Below are 15,762 nucleotides of genomic sequence, written 5' to 3' on the forward strand. Positions count from 1 at the left end.
AATAAAAAAAATCTTCAACTTATAGCCCTTCATAAAAAAGGATTTTTAGGGTTTTCGTTCCTCTTTATTGGACAAGCGATTTAGACACAACCAATACTTCGTAATGCTGAACTGTTTTTCTAGGTTTAAAGGATTTGTTCAACAGATTGCCTCCAGTTAGACGCACTTATTTTCTATTTTCAATAAAAAAGTGTCAGTAGAAAATCCAACGATTTCCCACCAACACAAAATAGTGTAGTTTCCAACTACCACGAAGTTCGATTAATAAATCAAATAGTCAGAAGCACCGGCTTGCTTGATCTCGATCACCAGCTTATGAGGCAGGCAAATGCTCGTCTGCCCATTGCGATAGATCCAGCTGGTTTTGACAGCAATTTGGTCGGGGCTATTGTCTTCACGCACTCGGATCGCACCATCTTTGATCTCGACGATATTGTACTGACCTTCTGCTGGATAATACGTTTTTTCCATCGCATCGATTTCTTCCAAGTTGAAACGGTCAACCTCTTCCCCATTGATTCGCACGATCGCATAACGATCCCCAGTATCACTTTGGGCTTGCGCTTCAAATAGAAAAAGCGGTAAAAAAGAGCCAACAACTAATAGAACAAACAATAGATAATCATAGGGCTTTAATAGTTTTAAAAATGGCTGGATCGTCTTTTTCATCACATGTACGCCTTTCACTGTTCATTTTCGGAAGGTAATCGCTCTTCAAAAAAGGCAGTTAAATCAATGATCTCTTCCTCTGTGAAGGTTTCTTGCTCCCATTGGTCAAGAATTTTTTCTTGCAAAGCCAAATCCATTTCCCAAAAATGATTGATTTTTTTGAAATGCTTTGGATCAAAGGACCGAAAAACCGGATAGATCGCTAAAAACGCTTCAAAGGTAAGATCCCAGTCCTCAGTATAATCTTTAACGACCCCTTCTGACAAGGCTTTTTCCGTCGGATCGCCGTTTTCTTTGATCAAGCCGGCTTCGTAAAAATGGCGATAGATGGCCTCTTTGGTGATCTCAGGATGAAATTTTTTACTATGATGGTAGGCTTCTTCAATCAATGACGGATAGATGATCTCCATTTTTCCCCCTGCTTTCTGGACGGCGTCATAAGACGGCGCTAGTTCTTTTCAATTGGGTGCTGTTCTTTATATTCTGCTAAAGATACATGGTGGCTGCGCTTGAAGGTTCCTGTTGTCCCATCAAACGAAATCGCTGGTGCTTTGACACCATAGTGGGTCCGACGCTTATTCTTTTTTGCTTTTGATGTTTTTCTTGCAGGTACTGCCATGTCATTTCCAACTTTCTTTCACTTTTTCATTATGCACGCAGCTGCAATGCATTCTTTCGTTTGTTTCGTTTAAATTCATGAATGATTTTTAATGCGCGTTTCCTTGTTTTGATGTTCGGGCTCTTTAAACGTCGATACGCACTAGACAAGTCCGTTTTTTCCATATTGACTCCTTTCTGTTACCAGCTTGCTTTTGTAACGCCGGGAATTTCTCCGAGATGTGCATGCTTACGGAAATTGATCCGTGACATGCCGAATTTATTCATGTAGCCGCGCGGACGACCATCGATCATATCCCGTTTTTTCAAACGAGTCGGATTCGAATCCTTCGGTAGTTTGGCCAATGCTTGGGTATCTCCTTGCGCTTTTAGTTCTTGACGTACTGCTCGGTATTGTTCGATCAGTTGTACTTGTTTTTTGTATTTTGCAATTTTTGATTTTTTTGCCATTCAGTTATTTTCCTTCCTATTTCTTGATTTCACGAAAAATCGCTCTGCGCCGCAACTTTGGTGAATATTTTTTTAATTCTAAACGTTCCGGCGTATTGCGCTGGTTCTTATTGGTCAAATAAAGTCTTTCCCCTGTCTCCACACATGCCAAAATAATATTGTTTCTCATAATAACCAGCTCCTTTCTCTTGCGTCACACCAAAAAAAGTTAAAGTGTAACGATTACGTTTTGTATCATATCACACTAAAACACAGGAAGCAAGCAAAACTATTTCTTCTTTTTGTTATTTAACAAGTGAAGAAAACGTCATATGAATTTGGTTTCAATCGTCGCTGTTATTGGCGGCAAGATAACAGGAACCTGCAACTTTTGATCGCGCAAAAAAATCACCTGATCTTTAAGGAATCATTGGTCGGGCTTTTCAAGAAGCCCAAGTCGTGATCCTTTATCAGGTGATTTCATTCGGTTAATTTACTGATTTGTTCTCATGTGATGCAAGCCATTCACTGATCGCCTGCAAGCGTTCTATCCGCAGGTTTGGCAAGCCATTGCGTGATAAGCCATGAGAGGATTGAGGAAACAGCATCAGCTTCGTATCGACGCCTTGACGTTGCAACGCCATGTAAAACTGCTGACCTTGTTCTTGCGGACACCGCAAATCATTTTCCCCATGGAGGACTAGTGTAGGTGTCTTGACTTGGCTGGCATAGGCCAAAGGCGACATCTTCCAAAGTCCTTCGATCGCATCAAGTTCCCGCAACAATTGGAATTTGACAAAGGCAGGTCCAATGTCGCTCGTCCCATAAAAGCTGATCCAATTTGAGATCGAGCGTTGCGTAACTGCTGCACAAAAACGATCGGTATGGCCAACGATCCAGTTGGTCATAAAGCCACCATAGCTGCCGCCAGCTACATGGATCGTGTTCGTATCAATTTCTGGATGGTTTGCCACCACGGCATCAACCCCCAACAATAGGTCTTGATAATCTTTATTGCCATAATCACCTAAAATCGATTTGACAAACGTCTGCCCGTACCCTTGCCCGCCACGAGGGTTCAACAAGATGACCCCATAGCCGTTAGCGGCATGGACTTGCATCTCGTGGAAAAATGTTTCGCCGTAGCAGACTTGCGGACCGCCATGGATGTACAAAATTGCTGGATGACTTTCTTGTGTTTCGGTCGGGGGTAAATACCAGCCTTGAATTTGCCAACCATCTGCTCCTTCGTACCAAAATGCTTCGGGTTTACTGATCGCTAACTGTGACATAACTGCTTGGTTGGGATCGTATAGATCGGTTACTTCGCCACTTGTTAAGTCAATCAAGCCTAAACGACTAGGGATCGTTGGCGTCGCATAAGCAACAGCAAGTTTGGCTTCCGAATAGATCGCCGCATCAAGGATATCCATTTTTTCATCAAGCAGTTTGGTCCATTCTCCTTGGATCGAGGCGCGGTACAATTGTAGCTTGCCATGCTCCGTTACAGGAACAAGGAATGTGTCATCCGTCAACCAGGTGATCGCTACGCCGCGATTTTTTTGTTGAAAATCACTGATGATCGCATTGCCAAAAGCGATGTCAAGATCTTGGGAAAGATTTTTGACCGCTTTTGTTTTTAAGTCGACCAAAAACAAATCATCCAAGGTCACAAAACCATAGGAAAGATCATTGCCTAATAGTAATAGCTGATCATTGCGCGCTGCAGCAAAAGCATACGTTCCTTCTGGCAGGATGTTTTCTAAACTTTCTGTCTTTTTCGTCTGGCTATCAAGGAGACAAACCTTCGAGCCATAGTCCCATTCATCTTCTTCCTCTTTGTCAAAGGTGAGGAACAACGTCTTCTGATCATCCGCGATGCCAGAAAAAACAAAGGGAGAATCATGCTCAAAAATCAGTTCCGTTTCTTGTGTCACAATCGTTTTTTTGACGATGGCATGTTTTTTTTCTTTTAAAAAGCCGACGCCATCCGCCAAGTAATTGACTTTCGTAGTAACTTTTACTTGTGGAAATTCCTTTTGCTTGTCCGTCTTTTCTTTGTCAGCTTGATCCTCTGAGACTGTCTCTTCTTGTGCCAGCTGGTAATAGATAGCCGTTGCGTCTTGCTTCCAAAAATAGTCCCCCAGACCCTTCTCAGTGACAAGTGCTTGGGGCTTGCCGCCTGACACTGGCATCGTCCATAACGTACTTTCACCTTTTTTTGGATCGGTCGTCACAAAACTGAGCCTTTGCTCATCTGGCGAGACCTTTAGGTTGTTGTGGGTTGTCGCTTCTGTGCCCCACTCACGCCGTTCGTTGGTCTTTGCGTCAATACTATAAATCGCTGAATCATACGTATTGGTCTCTTGGTTGACTGCCGTTTCCAAGTAAAAAACCTGATTTTGCCCCACTGCAGGCTGCGCAATCGTTTTCAGTTCAAACAGTGTCTCATTCGTTATTTTTTCCATTCATTTCCCTCCAAATATACGTATTTTCGCAGTAACTATCTACTAGTATATCAAAAGAAACGAATTTTTCTGCATTTTTTAATAGTGAAATCCTCGCAAATTCGCTACTTCTTCAAAACCAGCCGACTTCCCTGTCTGCCTTAAGATCTCTTGCCCATTTTCTAAAAGGGTCAAGGTGATTTCCGTACTGGCGCTTTCGCGAATGATCCGATTCATTTGTCCAATAGAAGGTGCTAACAACGAATGGCCTTCTTTCGTCAAAACTTCGATCGTCAGCAGCCACTGTTTTTGTTTGAGATGGATCACTAAACGGTCTTCCGTGCGTTTGACATCATGAATCTTTGCACCATGATAAGTAGCAAAACGATATTCTTGGCTGCCGACTTGCAGAACACAAATCGTTCCCAAAAAAGCAAAACCAGCAAAGGGAATGTCGGCTGCGGAGAAAAAGAACCGAACATCTGGCGCATCAAAGCTGTTGCACTGAACCCAAATATAAGCTGCTGGAAAGGAGGTTCCCCAATCTTTTTCCAAATAACCGATCCCGTTCGTAAAATCGATTGGTTCTTCGTTCCAGTACAGCGTACCTTCTAAGGTATGACTCATGCTCAAGACACCGTGGTAGCACTCCATAAATGACAGATACGAAAAAGGCCCCATGATACTCGGCGCATAACGTGTCCGCTGAATCGGTTTGTGGTCGTTATACTTTACTGACCCTTGTACTTGAAGTTCGTTATTTTTTAAAGAGACTTGGATGCCTGCTTCACTAAAGATATTGTCACCAATCGTTACTTTTCGCTCCTCTTCTGAAACCTGAAAATCAGTTTCTGGAAAGGAAAAGTAATGCGCCCCTTCGTGATTGATCACTTGAATGAACACTTCTTTGGTCCCGTCTTCTTGAATCGAAAGACCTGGAATAAAAGCATAGACTTCTTCACCGATTTGGTGCTTATGGTACCAGCCTTCAAAAAAAGCGGTCTGCTTGTCGTGGCCGTGAAAGAACCGATCTGTTGTCAACATCTTGATTTCCCTCCGTTTCTTTTTTAGTGTAGCATGAAGCAGAAAGATTCCTCAGGATAATGCTTTTGTCCATGTAAAAAAGCCAGAAACAAGCAAGACACTTGTTTCTGGCTTTGCTTATTGCTCTTTCATCACTCGACGGGTCCACCAGAGAAAAATTAGAAACCCTACAACGAGCAGTGTCAAACATCCGCCGGTCATCCAGGATGGATCACCAATGTGATAAAATGCCATGGTTTTTTGCAGGCAACCAAGCAACACAAATACCCCCAGTAGAAAAACGATCGGATAAAAAGCTTTTTCTTTGCGTGATACAACAAAAACGATTGCCGCTACCAGCAAACTGCCCACCAATACTACATCAAAAGGAAATACGATCGTCAGGAGCCACCAGTTTGGGGTCAGCAGATTGATCAACAGTGAAAGACCAATCCAGCCACTCACAACGAGCCAAAGGGAGCCGAAACGAATCACCTTGCTTGTGCCCTTCTTTTGATAGATGGTTTTGCTGATGATCGCAAAAATCCCGATGACCGCTAACACAGTTACCAATCCTGTCAAAAGATAATCCAGCAGGTTGAGAACCAGTGGCCCTTGTTTCGTAAAATCAGCTATAAACTTGATGCCCCAACTGATGCCAACCGCTAGATACGCCAATTTGAGACGCTCTTTGAGATTACTCTTTGGCGTGTTTGCCAATAGTTCATCTGCCACCCCTTTCGGATCATTGCCAAAATAGTGTTGCGCCTCTTCTCCATGAGTTTGTGCTTCTAATAAATCCATTGCAATCGCGTATACCTGCTCTGTGACTTTATGCTCATCGTAAAAAAGGCTGGAAAGTAAGAGGTAGCTTCGAAAATCATCAAAAAATTGGCGATTTTTCTCATTGAATTGTTGCTCGATCAGATTGGTTTGCTCTCGCCAATAGGTCGTCTCTTGTTTATTTGCCATGTTTCCTCACTCCTTAAATAATCCTTCGACTTTCTTCATTAGGTTCGTCCATTGTTCTCTAAATTGTGCCAAATAGTCTATGCCTTTCGGGGTGATCGAGAAATACTTGCGATCAGGTCCTTCAGGTGATTTTTTCATCTCAGAGGTAATAAGTTCTTGTTTTTCCAACTTCTGCAGCAAAGGATAGATCGTGCCGCCAACGATCGTTTCAAAGCCTCTTTGCTTCAGTTCCTGTACCAGTTCATAACCATAAATCTCTTTTTGAGCAATCACTTGCAAAACACACCCTTCCAAAACCCCTTTTAGCAATTGCGTCTCTTTCACGATTTCCCTCCTTTGGTTCCCTTTATCTAGTTTGTTATACAAACTAGTGTTGTACCTAGTATACGTATTTGTCACTAGTTTGTAAAGCATACTAGTAGTGAAAATAAAAACGGCCTTTTAAATAAGACCGTTTTTGACAAACTCGATGCTTTTTTTCTAGATGACAATATCGATATCCTCGGGTAAGAGGCTCTTGTAAAAATATACTTTATTCCGCTTTGATTCTAAAACCATTAGAATAATTTTTTCGGTGCAGTCTTTCAATACCTGTTTAAATACTGCTTCCCCTTCAGTATTCTCAGTGGCTCCTTTTTCTTCATCGTATCCCCTACAAGAGAGAAGCGCAAGATCAAAATGATAGGTCCTGAGCTGGTTGACTGCTGTAACTGAATTAACGGTAAACTTTTTGTTCGTTACCGTCCCGCCAACGATGGTCACCTCAGCAGCAGTATGTTCCGATAGTAGTGCGGCAGTTAGCACACTATTGGTTACCACTCGTAACCCATGAATTTTTTTCAGGTAAGGGATCAGGTGCAAAGCTGTGCTAGAACTGTCTACGAAAATGGTCATATCGTCCTCAATATACGTCACTGCACGTTCTGCAATTCTGCGTTTTTCTTCATCATTGACATAATTCCCCACTTTTGTCAGATAAGCCGCATCGACCTTCTCTGAATCGATCAGCATAGCACCACCTCGGGTACGTCTGATTTGTTCTTCGTTTTCCAGTTCAATCAGATCGCGTTTGACCGTAGCATCACTATAATGTAAGAATTCAACTAATTCCCCCAGAGAAGCAAATTTCGTTTCATTTAAATACATCATGATTTTCTGCTTACGCTCATCTTTTGCTTTCCCCATACATAAACTCCTTTAAAAAAAGAAATTCCCAACAATTTAATCCTGTGCCAATCAATCATTTCCTTTATTATCTCTGATAAAAACTTGCTTTGTCAACCGTATTCAGCAGTGTCAATTTATGGCGTACAACAGCTTTCACATCTTCTATTGGTTGTACATATACTTGATTTGGTTCATACATAGCAGGGTTTTCCGTCAATACGTTTCTGACTGAATCAAAAAATACGGATTTCAAATCAGAACTAAGATTTACTTTGCATACGCCATATTTTACAGACTCTCGCACTTCATGATCTGGGTTTCCTGACCCACCATGCAATACAAATGGTAAAGCAATACGATCGTTCAACTTTTTCAACAAATCGATGTTCAGTTTAGGGGTGATATTTTTTGGATACAACCCATGAGCCGTTCCGATCGCAATGGCAAGGGTGTCAATGCCGGTAGCGCGTACAAAGTCTTCGGCTTGGTCGACATCTGTGTAAATAATTTCTGCAGCTCCCCCTTCTGCGGAGCCGTTGTTCCCAATCGTACCAATTTCTGCTTCAACGCTGACACCAACCGTATGTGCCAGTTCAACAACTTCTTTCGTGATTTTTTTATTTTCTTCGTAATCGGCTAATGATGCATCGATCATCACCGAGGTATAGCCATTACGGATCGCGCGCATGACATCGTAGATTGATCCCCCGTGATCCAAATGAATAACGACTGGTACCTTACTTTTTAATGCGTACTCCCGCACTGTCGCTATGAAACAATCTCCTAAGTATTCGATCTCATCAGGATGAATTTCTAAAATGACTGGTGCATCCTGTGCCTCAACTTCTTCCATGATTGCTTTTAACATATCAAAATTGCAAATATTAAATGCTGGAACAGCAAATTTATGTTCTTTTGCTACAGCAAGTAATTCTTTCATTGTCATTAACATTGTGACATTCCTCTTTTCTTTTGATTCGTTTCGCTTCAACCTATAAATAGTTTCTAAATCAGTTTTCCTTCATCGGTTGGTTGGCGTTCCATTTCAGTTCTAGATTTTTTCAAAAACCCTAACATCAATGCTGTAACCACCGTTCCAGAAACGATTGCCACGACATACATCAACGGATTGTTCAATACATTGGGAATCGGTAAGATCCAGATACCACCATGTGGAGCTAATGAAGTTACGCCGACACCCATTGATATTGCAGCAGCGGTTGCTGAACCTGCCATCAAACTAGGTATTACTCGTAATGGGTCAGCGACAGCAAATGGAATCGCACCTTCAGTAATATAAGATAATCCCAAAACCCAGCAAGACTGAGCAGAAGTTCGTTCTTCTTGAGTAAATTTTTGCTTAAACAAGATAGAAGCCAAGGCAATGCCTAGAGGAGGTGTCATCCCGGCAGCCATACAAGCCGCAATTGGTGCATTAACTCCTGCCGACATCAAACCAATACTAAAGGTTGAAATCGATTTATTGATGGGACCGCCCATATCAGCTGCCATCATAATGCCTATCAGTAAGCCGAATACCACACCACTCGTAGAACCAAGTCCATTAAGCCAATTCGTCAAAGCATCCAATACATAAGAGATTGGTTTATCAATGAAATAAAACATGGCAAAGCCAGTCACAGCAACTGAGATCAAAGGAACAATAATCAACTGATAGAGTGCCGCAAATGATTTTGCTACTGTTACTTTATTCGCTAAATAATCCGTAGCATACCCAGCGAGTAAACCACCAACCATTCCACCTAAAAAACCAGATCCTCCACTTGCCGCCATCGTTCCCGCAACCAAACCAGCGGCAAAGCCCGGTCTACCTGCAACGGAAGTGGCAATTCCTGCTGCAAGTGCAGGAACCATCAATGCAAAAGCCGTATTCCCACCAATCGTGCTTAAAACTTCGGCAATTTGATTGTATGAAGGATCGCTAGGATCAGCTGCATTGATCCCAAAAGCAAAACTAAACGCAATTAAAATTCCACCGGCAATAACCAAAGGCAACATGTAATTAACGCCATTCATGAAATGATTATAAATGCCAGCTTTCTTTCCAGATTCGTTTGAAGCATGTTCGGCTTGGGCAATCGTGGTCACTTCTACCCCATCAATTGCCTCTTGAATTACTTTTTCTGGTTCTCTGATTGCTCTTGCGGTTGACACTCTTTTAACTTTTTTTCCAGCAAATCGGTCGGTCTGTACTTCTTTGTCAACCGCTAAAATGACAACCTCTGCCTGTTGAATTTCTTCTGTACTCAAAATGTTTTCGACTTTTACACCTTGTGTCTCGATTTTGATTGTATATCCCAATGATTTTGCCGTTTTTTCCAGTTTTTCAGCAGCCATATACGTATGCGCAATTCCAGTCGGACAAGCAGAAATACCGACAATTTTCATACAGGTTCCCTCTTTTCTGATTGATTTGATTGAATATTATTAATAATATCTGAGGCGTCTTTTGCCTTCTTTACTGCATTTCGAAATCCTTCGTGCATCAACAATCGTGCGAGATTGCTTAAGATGATTAAATGATCGTCAGTACTCTTTTCAGGTACTGCGATGACAAAAGAATAGGTGACTGCCGTTCCGTCAATTGCTTGATAATCAGTAATTGGACTCGACTTTACGAAGGCGATTGCAGGCCTTAGTACTGCCTTACTTTTTGCATGAGGAATACCAAAATGATCTTCAATCCCAGTAGAGATTTGTTTCTCGCGACGAAATAAATCGTTTTTGTACTTCTTTATATTACTGATAACTCCTGAGGACTCGAATAAAACAGATGCTTGAGTAAACAATTCTTCTTTTGTCCGAATTTGCTCATCAAATAAAATGAATCGTTCATTAATCAGTTGACCGATATCCAATTTCAACACCTCCATTTTTTGTAATCGTTTTCGAAAACTTGCCTAAACTATACCATCGTGAACTAAACAGTTCAATACTATGAGCTATTTAATGCAAATAGACGAAAAAAAGTGGAATACGTTCATAAAAATGATCTATAAAAGTCAAAAAAAGAACAAAGAACGACAAATCATCGTCCATTGTTCTCTTATTTCGATTAATACCTAACCTATACTAAAAAATTTTTAAAAGAAGAACCGTAAGTAAATCTCTACTTTTCTTCCATTCCCGATCTCTACACTTACAAGTCATTCTTTCGAATCAACGCTCATGTAATAAAACATATATCAACGTTTCACCCCACGTTGATAGGAATCATTGTACGCTTGAAAGGACTTATCGTGAAGTTTAGCCGCTGCATCTGCCAACCAGTTGACATTTCTGATCAACGCGCGGCCTTGTAAAACCAAATCCACTTGATTGGTTTGCAAAAGATATTCGCAAAGATCAGGATTATCCAATAAACCGACTGCTGCTACGGGAATATCAACCACTTGCTTGATAGCTGCAGCAAAGGGCACTTGGTAGCCATCATAGATCGGAATATTAGGCTTTTTATCCACCACACCGCCTGTGGAACAGTCAAGACAATCAATGCCATCTGCTTGAAGCCATTGGGCTACTTGCTGCCAATCTTCCAACGAATTTTGGCGACCTGGTTCTTCATAGTCTGTCAATGACAAGCGCATCCACAAGGACCCAGAAAAGACCATCCGAACTGCTTGTACCGTTTCTTTTACAAAGCGATAGCGATTCTCTAAAGAACCACCATACTGGTCGGTGCGTTGATTGACGAAAGGCGAAAGAAATTGGTCCATCAAGTAGCCATGAGCCCCATGAAGTTCGATCATCGTGACACCCGCATTGGCTGCTCGTTGGGCAGCCTGAACAAAACTATCTTGCACCCGTTTGATCTCCGACAGGGTCATTTCTGACGGTAACGGGTAGCGTTCGTTAAAGGCAACGGCACTTGGTGCCAAAGGATTGCTGGCATCAACTGCTTTTCGTCCTGCATGGCTTAGTTGGATGCCTACTTGCGCATCGAACCCATGCAGCAGTTCCACCAATTTCGTCAGCTCTGTTTGCTGTTCTTCATTCCATAGCCCTAGATCATTGTTTGTGATTCGTCCGTCTGGTTCAACGGCAGTCGCTTCAATAATGATCAAGCCGACTTTGCTTAATGCTCGCGCCCCATAGTGAACAAAATGAAAGGGTTCCGCAACACCGTCTTCTTTTTTTACTTCATACATACACATCGGCGACATAACGACGCGGTTGGCCAATGTTAAATTCGCTAGCTTCACTGGTGACAATAGTTTGGACATGTTGACACTCCCTCAACGATTTTTCGCTTTGTATTTTTCTCTATATTCAGTATAAACAGCCCCTTCAAAAACACAAGCAATGACCCTTTTTCCCATTTTTAAAACAAAAAAATAGACGCATTCTGCTTGCTCCCATGACATTGGAACAATCAGCTGCCTCTTCCCACTATTATTATACCGCATCCAGAGTCAAAAAAATAGACTAGTATTTTTGGTGAATGCTCGTATAATTGAGATACTTTGGAGAATGGATGTGAGTCTGAATGAACGACCTAAAGGCTGAAAAGAAGCGTCTCGCAGACACGTACCAGCAATTGCTGACACGAAAGACAGTGCTGAGCAGTTTCTTGACTGAAGACAGAAAAAAAGATCGCCTTGCGATGCAAAGCATCGGCGAAGAGATTCGCTTAAACTTTGATAATTTTGCTGACCGCCTAGATACTTTTGCTGCCATCGAAAGTAAGAACCGTGAGATCGACCAAATGAACGCCGCTCTTCAATCTGCTGAACGTGAATTAGCTGCCATCGACCGTCTACTAGATAGTCCCTACTTTGGTAAAATCTCCCTACAGTTTGAAGATGAAGAAACGATAGAAGATTTTTACATTGGGATCAATGGTTTTGTTAATGAAAATAAGGAAGGGCTGATCTATGATTGGCGCTCCCCAATTGCCGAATTGTTCTATGCCAAACGCTTGGGCCCGGTCTCTTATCAAGTGAACAATCAGAAGATTTCTGCCGCTCTTGAACATCGCCGACAATTTATTATCGAAAAAGATCACTTGAAGCAAGCCTTTGATACCTCAGTGGCGATTCAAGATGAAGTGTTACTGGCAGCCCTTGAAGCCAATAATAGCCCAAAAATGCAAGATATCACTGCTTCGATCCAACACGAACAAAACGTCATCATCCGTGACTTAGCGCATAAAAACCTACTGGTCAACGGTGTTGCTGGAAGCGGAAAAACGTCTGCTGTCATGCAGCGGATTGCCTTTTTGCTGTACCATTTTCGTGAAGAGATGACCGCAGAGAATGTCTTGATTCTCTCCCCGAATTCTCGGTTTATTGATTATATTTCGCAAGTGCTGCCTTCCCTCGGGGAAAAAAATCCATTGACGCTGACCATGCGGCAGTTTTGCCAAACATTTCCTAGCGTTGACTTAGAATCGGAAGAGGCTTATTTTGACCGCATCCAGCAAGCCCCCTGTGAAGCAATCGACCTTTTGCGCAGCGCGGACTTCAGTCGCTTTCTTCAATCCTTGAGCAAACAGCTGCCAGAAGAACTTGTGCTTCAGTTTAAACCAATCAAAAGAAAAAATGTCGTCCTTTTTTCTGAAGAAACGATCGAGACTTTCTTTCAAGAGACACCGAAGCAGGCATCCTTGCGCGATCGCATCCAAGCAGTCAAAAAGAAATTGGCTTACGCTTGGGAGGAACGACTGCAAAAAAATGCCTTAGCAGCGAATGTTCACGACCAAGTTCGTTCTTTGACTGAAGACGAACAGCGCTCCCTATTAGGGACAGTTTTAAAGGATGATTCAGAAAAAACAATTCAGAAAGCAGCCATTCGCCTCCTGAAGAAAAAATACGCAACGATTTCCAAACAAATCAAAGACCTTAATTGGTTTGATACGAAACGATTGTTAGCAGACAGTGCCGACTATTTTACTCATGGACAGATCACTTTGACACAAACAACAGCTAGTTTGGATTATACCGTTTGTCTATTGCTGATTCGTCATTTGCTTGCCGAAAAACAACCTGTCCCTGCGTTGCGCTATCTGTTTATTGATGAAGTCCAAGATTATACGCCAGCACAAATTCAGTTTCTATTATGTCTTTTTCCTATGACCGCTTTTACCCTCGTGGGGGATCAGCAACAGGCGATCTTTACAAGTGCCATCACCGTATCAGAAATCCAAACGTTGTTTCAACAACAGGCGAAATCCCTCGAAACGTATCAGCTGACTACGAGTTATCGGTCTAGCGGTGCAATCACACAGTTATTTGCCCAAATGCTGCCAAAAGAAACCAATTTAAACATCTCTGCCGTTCGACCAGCAGGAAAGTTGCCACAGTTTTATGCCAATCTGACTGACGTTGCCTTGGTAGACATAGTAAAGGAACTTAAGCAGCCAGTAACGATCATCACCAAAGATAGTCGATCTAGTGAGGAGCTCAAACAGTTCTTCGATAAACAGGCCGTGTCATTTCATGGAACGGTTTTACCGATTCATCTTGCCAAAGGATTGGAATTTAAGCAGGTTCTTTTATATGATGTTTCAGAAGAAAATTATCATACCGATCAAGATAGACGGATTCTCTATACGGCGATTTCTCGGGCAATGGAAGAACTGGTGGTAACTTCAAAAGGAACCTTTTCGCCGTTTCTCACTCCTTGAATAGTAGCTTGATTAGATTTGAGAGAACCCTATCTTGTTTCTCCGGGTAGTTCTCTCACCTAACTGATCAAGAAGTGAAAAAGCTATCGATCAAATAAAAAAGCATCAACGCGATTGCGTTGATGCTTTGCTTTTGATTTGATTAGCGATGGATGTAAGTATATCCAGATGCGCTCAATGTTGCAGTGTTTGGTCCACCAGGACTGTCAAAGCCCATTCCGCCTTGAGAGATCGTGATCGTATTGTTTGATGGGTTGTATGATTCAACATAGGCTACGTGACCATAAGTTGGATCAGCAGTCCAAACGCCACCAACTGATTGACCAGCGGCAAAGACTACAACGGCACCGGCTGCTGGTGTACCATTGACAGTGTATCCATCAGCTGCAGCTGACGCACCCCATTGTGCACCATTCCCCCAGTAAGTACCTACCCAAGGAGCACGGCTTTTCACGTACCAAGTACATTGACCCCAAGCATACATGTTCCCTGAGCTTGAATGATCTTTTCCGCCGCCAGTAGAAGTACTTCCGGTAGAATCATTGTTTGATGAAGAATTTGAACCTGAGTTATTTGAACTTGAATTGCTTGAACCAGTGTTTGAAGAGCCTGCGTTCGATGAACTTGAGCTATTAGAACTGCTGGTATTGCTGCTTGAGCTTGTGTTGCTTGAAGAACTACTTGTTGCTGTTTCAGTAGAAGCAGTTGTATTCTCTGTTGTGCTCTCCGTTGATTGAGCAGCAGCTTCTTGCGCTTCTTTCAAAGCAGCGGCTTGTCTTTCTTCTTCTGCTTTTTGAGCAGCAGCAGCTTCTTGTTGTTCTTTCAAGACACGGGCTTTTTCAGCTTCTGCTTCTTGTTTTTTCTTGTTCAATGCATCTTTGTCTTTTTCAGCAGTTGCTTGTTCAGCTGCTAAGTTTGCTTTCAAGACATTTAAATCAGCTTGTTTTGCTGCAATGGCATCTTTTTGTTGGCTAAGTTCTGCTTGGTTTGCAGCAACTTCTTGGATCTTGCTTTCGTTTTCTTTGACTTTGTCTTCAACATCTTGTTTGTCTTGTTTTTGTTGTTCAACTAAATCATTGTTCGCATTGACGATCGTTGTCATCGCTTGTACGCGACCGATAACATCCGTTAAAGAGTCTGCTTCTAAAACAGCATCAATGAAATTGGTGCTTTGACCGTTAACTTGTACATCACGGGCTTGCTTTTGGATTGCTTCTTCACGTTTGGCAATACGCAATTTCAATGTTGCGATTTTGTCTTGCAATTTCTCAGCTTCTTGACCTAACTCAACTTGTTTTGCTTCTAATGAAGCAACTTTTGCACTCACTGTTTCAATTTCTGCTTCTAGAGAATCGATCTGTGATTGGGCGTCAGCTTGCTGACCTTTAAGAGAATTGATTTTTTGGTCTTGCTGCTCGATTTGATCATCAATGGAATCTGCAAATGCTAATGCAGGTGCTGCAACTGCGGTTAATGTTAGTGAACACACCATTAATGCTGATAACAAACTATTCTTCACTCGTTTTTCCTCCGACTAGCTGGTTGATTTGACAGATGAACTGCCTTTATAAAAACTTAATTTTGTCTAAGAAAGTTTAATGTTCGATTTAACGACAAATGAATTCTACCATAATGATATGACACACAGATAAAGGAAATGTTACAAAAATGTTTCAATCTAACACTCCCTTTATCTCAGCGATAAATAACAGGACAATTAAAGACCGTTAAATCAACGTTTCTGAATAAATCACCGCGTTTCTTTTTCATTTTCAAAAAGTGACGTTCTTT

Annotated in this window: 17 protein-coding genes; 1 reads left to right on the forward strand and 16 read right to left on the reverse strand. The window is 41.9% G+C overall.

Features of this window, described 5'->3' with window-relative positions; translation table 11 throughout:
• Positions 1 to 261 precede the first annotated feature (261 nt).
• The 15 genes from IAE45_RS12610 to IAE45_RS12680 form a co-directional block, all read right to left on the reverse strand.
• Positions 262 to 669, reverse strand: coding sequence for a NusG domain II-containing protein (locus IAE45_RS12610; protein ID WP_005237322.1), 408 nt, complete (start codon positions 667 to 669; stop codon positions 262 to 264).
• A 14-nt stretch (positions 670 to 683) separates the two neighbouring features.
• The gene (locus IAE45_RS12615; RefSeq protein WP_077453547.1) at positions 684 to 1,079 is read right to left on the reverse strand and encodes a hypothetical protein; all 396 of its coding nucleotides are present in this window, start codon (positions 1,077 to 1,079) and stop codon (positions 684 to 686) included.
• Positions 1,080 to 1,117: 38 nt separating this feature from the next.
• Positions 1,118 to 1,288 carry a 50S ribosomal protein L32 gene (gene rpmF, locus IAE45_RS12620; RefSeq protein WP_077453548.1) on the reverse strand — a complete coding sequence of 57 codons (171 nt, stop codon included), beginning with the start codon at positions 1,286 to 1,288 and terminating at the stop codon, positions 1,118 to 1,120.
• 29 nt (positions 1,289 to 1,317) lie between these two features.
• A complete protein-coding gene (locus IAE45_RS12625) occupies positions 1,318 to 1,452 on the reverse strand; it encodes a putative metal homeostasis protein (RefSeq protein ID WP_005237325.1) in 135 nt (44 codons plus the stop codon).
• Positions 1,453 to 1,467: 15 nt separating this feature from the next.
• Positions 1,468 to 1,737, reverse strand: coding sequence for a 30S ribosomal protein S14 (gene rpsN, locus IAE45_RS12630; protein ID WP_077453549.1), 270 nt, complete (start codon positions 1,735 to 1,737; stop codon positions 1,468 to 1,470).
• Between the two features lie 16 nt (positions 1,738 to 1,753).
• Entirely contained in the window at positions 1,754 to 1,906 is a 153-nt protein-coding gene (rpmG, locus tag IAE45_RS12635) for a 50S ribosomal protein L33 (protein ID WP_005225339.1), read from the reverse strand.
• 298 nt (positions 1,907 to 2,204) lie between these two features.
• Positions 2,205 to 4,184, reverse strand: a complete 1,980-nt coding sequence (locus tag IAE45_RS12640) for a S9 family peptidase (protein WP_200125944.1) — start codon at positions 4,182 to 4,184, stop codon at positions 2,205 to 2,207.
• A 78-nt stretch (positions 4,185 to 4,262) separates the two neighbouring features.
• Positions 4,263 to 5,207, reverse strand: coding sequence for a tocopherol cyclase family protein (locus tag IAE45_RS12645; protein WP_195265996.1), 945 nt, complete (start codon positions 5,205 to 5,207; stop codon positions 4,263 to 4,265).
• Between the two features lie 117 nt (positions 5,208 to 5,324).
• Entirely contained in the window at positions 5,325 to 6,158 is an 834-nt protein-coding gene (locus IAE45_RS12650) for a hypothetical protein (RefSeq protein WP_081118392.1), read from the reverse strand.
• 6 nt (positions 6,159 to 6,164) lie between these two features.
• The gene (locus IAE45_RS12655) at positions 6,165 to 6,482 is read right to left on the reverse strand and encodes a PadR family transcriptional regulator (protein WP_008377296.1); all 318 of its coding nucleotides are present in this window, start codon (positions 6,480 to 6,482) and stop codon (positions 6,165 to 6,167) included.
• 156 nt (positions 6,483 to 6,638) lie between these two features.
• Positions 6,639 to 7,343, reverse strand: coding sequence for a DeoR/GlpR family DNA-binding transcription regulator (locus IAE45_RS12660; protein WP_016610590.1), 705 nt, complete (start codon positions 7,341 to 7,343; stop codon positions 6,639 to 6,641).
• Positions 7,344 to 7,410: 67 nt separating this feature from the next.
• A complete protein-coding gene (locus tag IAE45_RS12665; protein ID WP_195265997.1) occupies positions 7,411 to 8,277 on the reverse strand; it encodes a ketose-bisphosphate aldolase in 867 nt (288 codons plus the stop codon).
• A gap of 53 nt (positions 8,278 to 8,330) precedes the next feature.
• Positions 8,331 to 9,734: a PTS fructose transporter subunit IIC gene (locus IAE45_RS12670; RefSeq protein ID WP_200125946.1), complete on the reverse strand. Its 1,404-nt coding sequence runs from the start codon at positions 9,732 to 9,734 to the stop codon at positions 8,331 to 8,333.
• Complete coding sequence (locus tag IAE45_RS12675; RefSeq protein ID WP_325123424.1) at positions 9,731 to 10,213, reverse strand: PTS sugar transporter subunit IIA; 483 nt, start codon at positions 10,211 to 10,213, stop codon at positions 9,731 to 9,733. The genes IAE45_RS12670 and IAE45_RS12675 overlap by 4 nt, the downstream gene beginning before the upstream one ends.
• Before the next feature lie 318 nt (positions 10,214 to 10,531).
• The gene (locus tag IAE45_RS12680; RefSeq protein ID WP_081118387.1) at positions 10,532 to 11,569 is read right to left on the reverse strand and encodes an NADH:flavin oxidoreductase/NADH oxidase; all 1,038 of its coding nucleotides are present in this window, start codon (positions 11,567 to 11,569) and stop codon (positions 10,532 to 10,534) included.
• Positions 11,570 to 11,832: 263 nt separating this feature from the next.
• On the opposite strand from IAE45_RS12680, the gene IAE45_RS12685 reads away from it, so the two are divergent.
• Entirely contained in the window at positions 11,833 to 13,971 is a 2,139-nt protein-coding gene (locus IAE45_RS12685) for a HelD family protein (protein ID WP_195266000.1), read from the forward strand.
• Positions 13,972 to 14,113: 142 nt separating this feature from the next.
• Here the strand turns inward: IAE45_RS12685 and IAE45_RS12690 are convergent, their stop codons facing one another.
• Complete coding sequence (locus tag IAE45_RS12690) at positions 14,114 to 15,490, reverse strand: CHAP domain-containing protein (RefSeq protein WP_223080545.1); 1,377 nt, start codon at positions 15,488 to 15,490, stop codon at positions 14,114 to 14,116.
• Positions 15,491 to 15,762: the final 272 nt, after the last annotated feature.

Source organism: Enterococcus sp. S53 (genome assembly GCF_016516865.1).
GTDB lineage: Bacteria > Bacillota > Bacilli > Lactobacillales > Enterococcaceae > Enterococcus_D > Enterococcus_D innesii.

Bases quoted from the DNA above. Each gene is read 5' to 3' on its own strand.
- IAE45_RS12685 (WP_195266000.1), top strand. From the start codon at position 11,833: ATGAACGACCTAAAGGCTGAAAAGAAGCGTCTCGCAGACACGTACCAG.
- IAE45_RS12640 (WP_200125944.1), bottom strand. From the start codon at position 4,184: ATGGAAAAAATAACGAATGAGACACTGTTTGAACTGAAAACGATTGCG.
- IAE45_RS12680 (WP_081118387.1), bottom strand. From the start codon at position 11,569: ATGTCCAAACTATTGTCACCAGTGAAGCTAGCGAATTTAACATTGGCC.
- IAE45_RS12615 (WP_077453547.1), bottom strand. From the start codon at position 1,079: ATGGAGATCATCTATCCGTCATTGATTGAAGAAGCCTACCATCATAGT.
- IAE45_RS12650 (WP_081118392.1), bottom strand. From the start codon at position 6,158: ATGGCAAATAAACAAGAGACGACCTATTGGCGAGAGCAAACCAATCTG.
- IAE45_RS12660 (WP_016610590.1), bottom strand. From the start codon at position 7,343: ATGGGGAAAGCAAAAGATGAGCGTAAGCAGAAAATCATGATGTATTTA.
- IAE45_RS12645 (WP_195265996.1), bottom strand. From the start codon at position 5,207: ATGTTGACAACAGATCGGTTCTTTCACGGCCACGACAAGCAGACCGCT.
- IAE45_RS12670 (WP_200125946.1), bottom strand. From the start codon at position 9,734: ATGAAAATTGTCGGTATTTCTGCTTGTCCGACTGGAATTGCGCATACG.
- rpmG (WP_005225339.1), bottom strand. From the start codon at position 1,906: ATGAGAAACAATATTATTTTGGCATGTGTGGAGACAGGGGAAAGACTT.
- rpmF (WP_077453548.1), bottom strand. From the start codon at position 1,288: ATGGCAGTACCTGCAAGAAAAACATCAAAAGCAAAAAAGAATAAGCGT.
- IAE45_RS12665 (WP_195265997.1), bottom strand. From the start codon at position 8,277: ATGTTAATGACAATGAAAGAATTACTTGCTGTAGCAAAAGAACATAAA.
- rpsN (WP_077453549.1), bottom strand. From the start codon at position 1,737: ATGGCAAAAAAATCAAAAATTGCAAAATACAAAAAACAAGTACAACTG.
- IAE45_RS12610 (WP_005237322.1), bottom strand. From the start codon at position 669: ATGAAAAAGACGATCCAGCCATTTTTAAAACTATTAAAGCCCTATGAT.
- IAE45_RS12625 (WP_005237325.1), bottom strand. From the start codon at position 1,452: ATGGAAAAAACGGACTTGTCTAGTGCGTATCGACGTTTAAAGAGCCCG.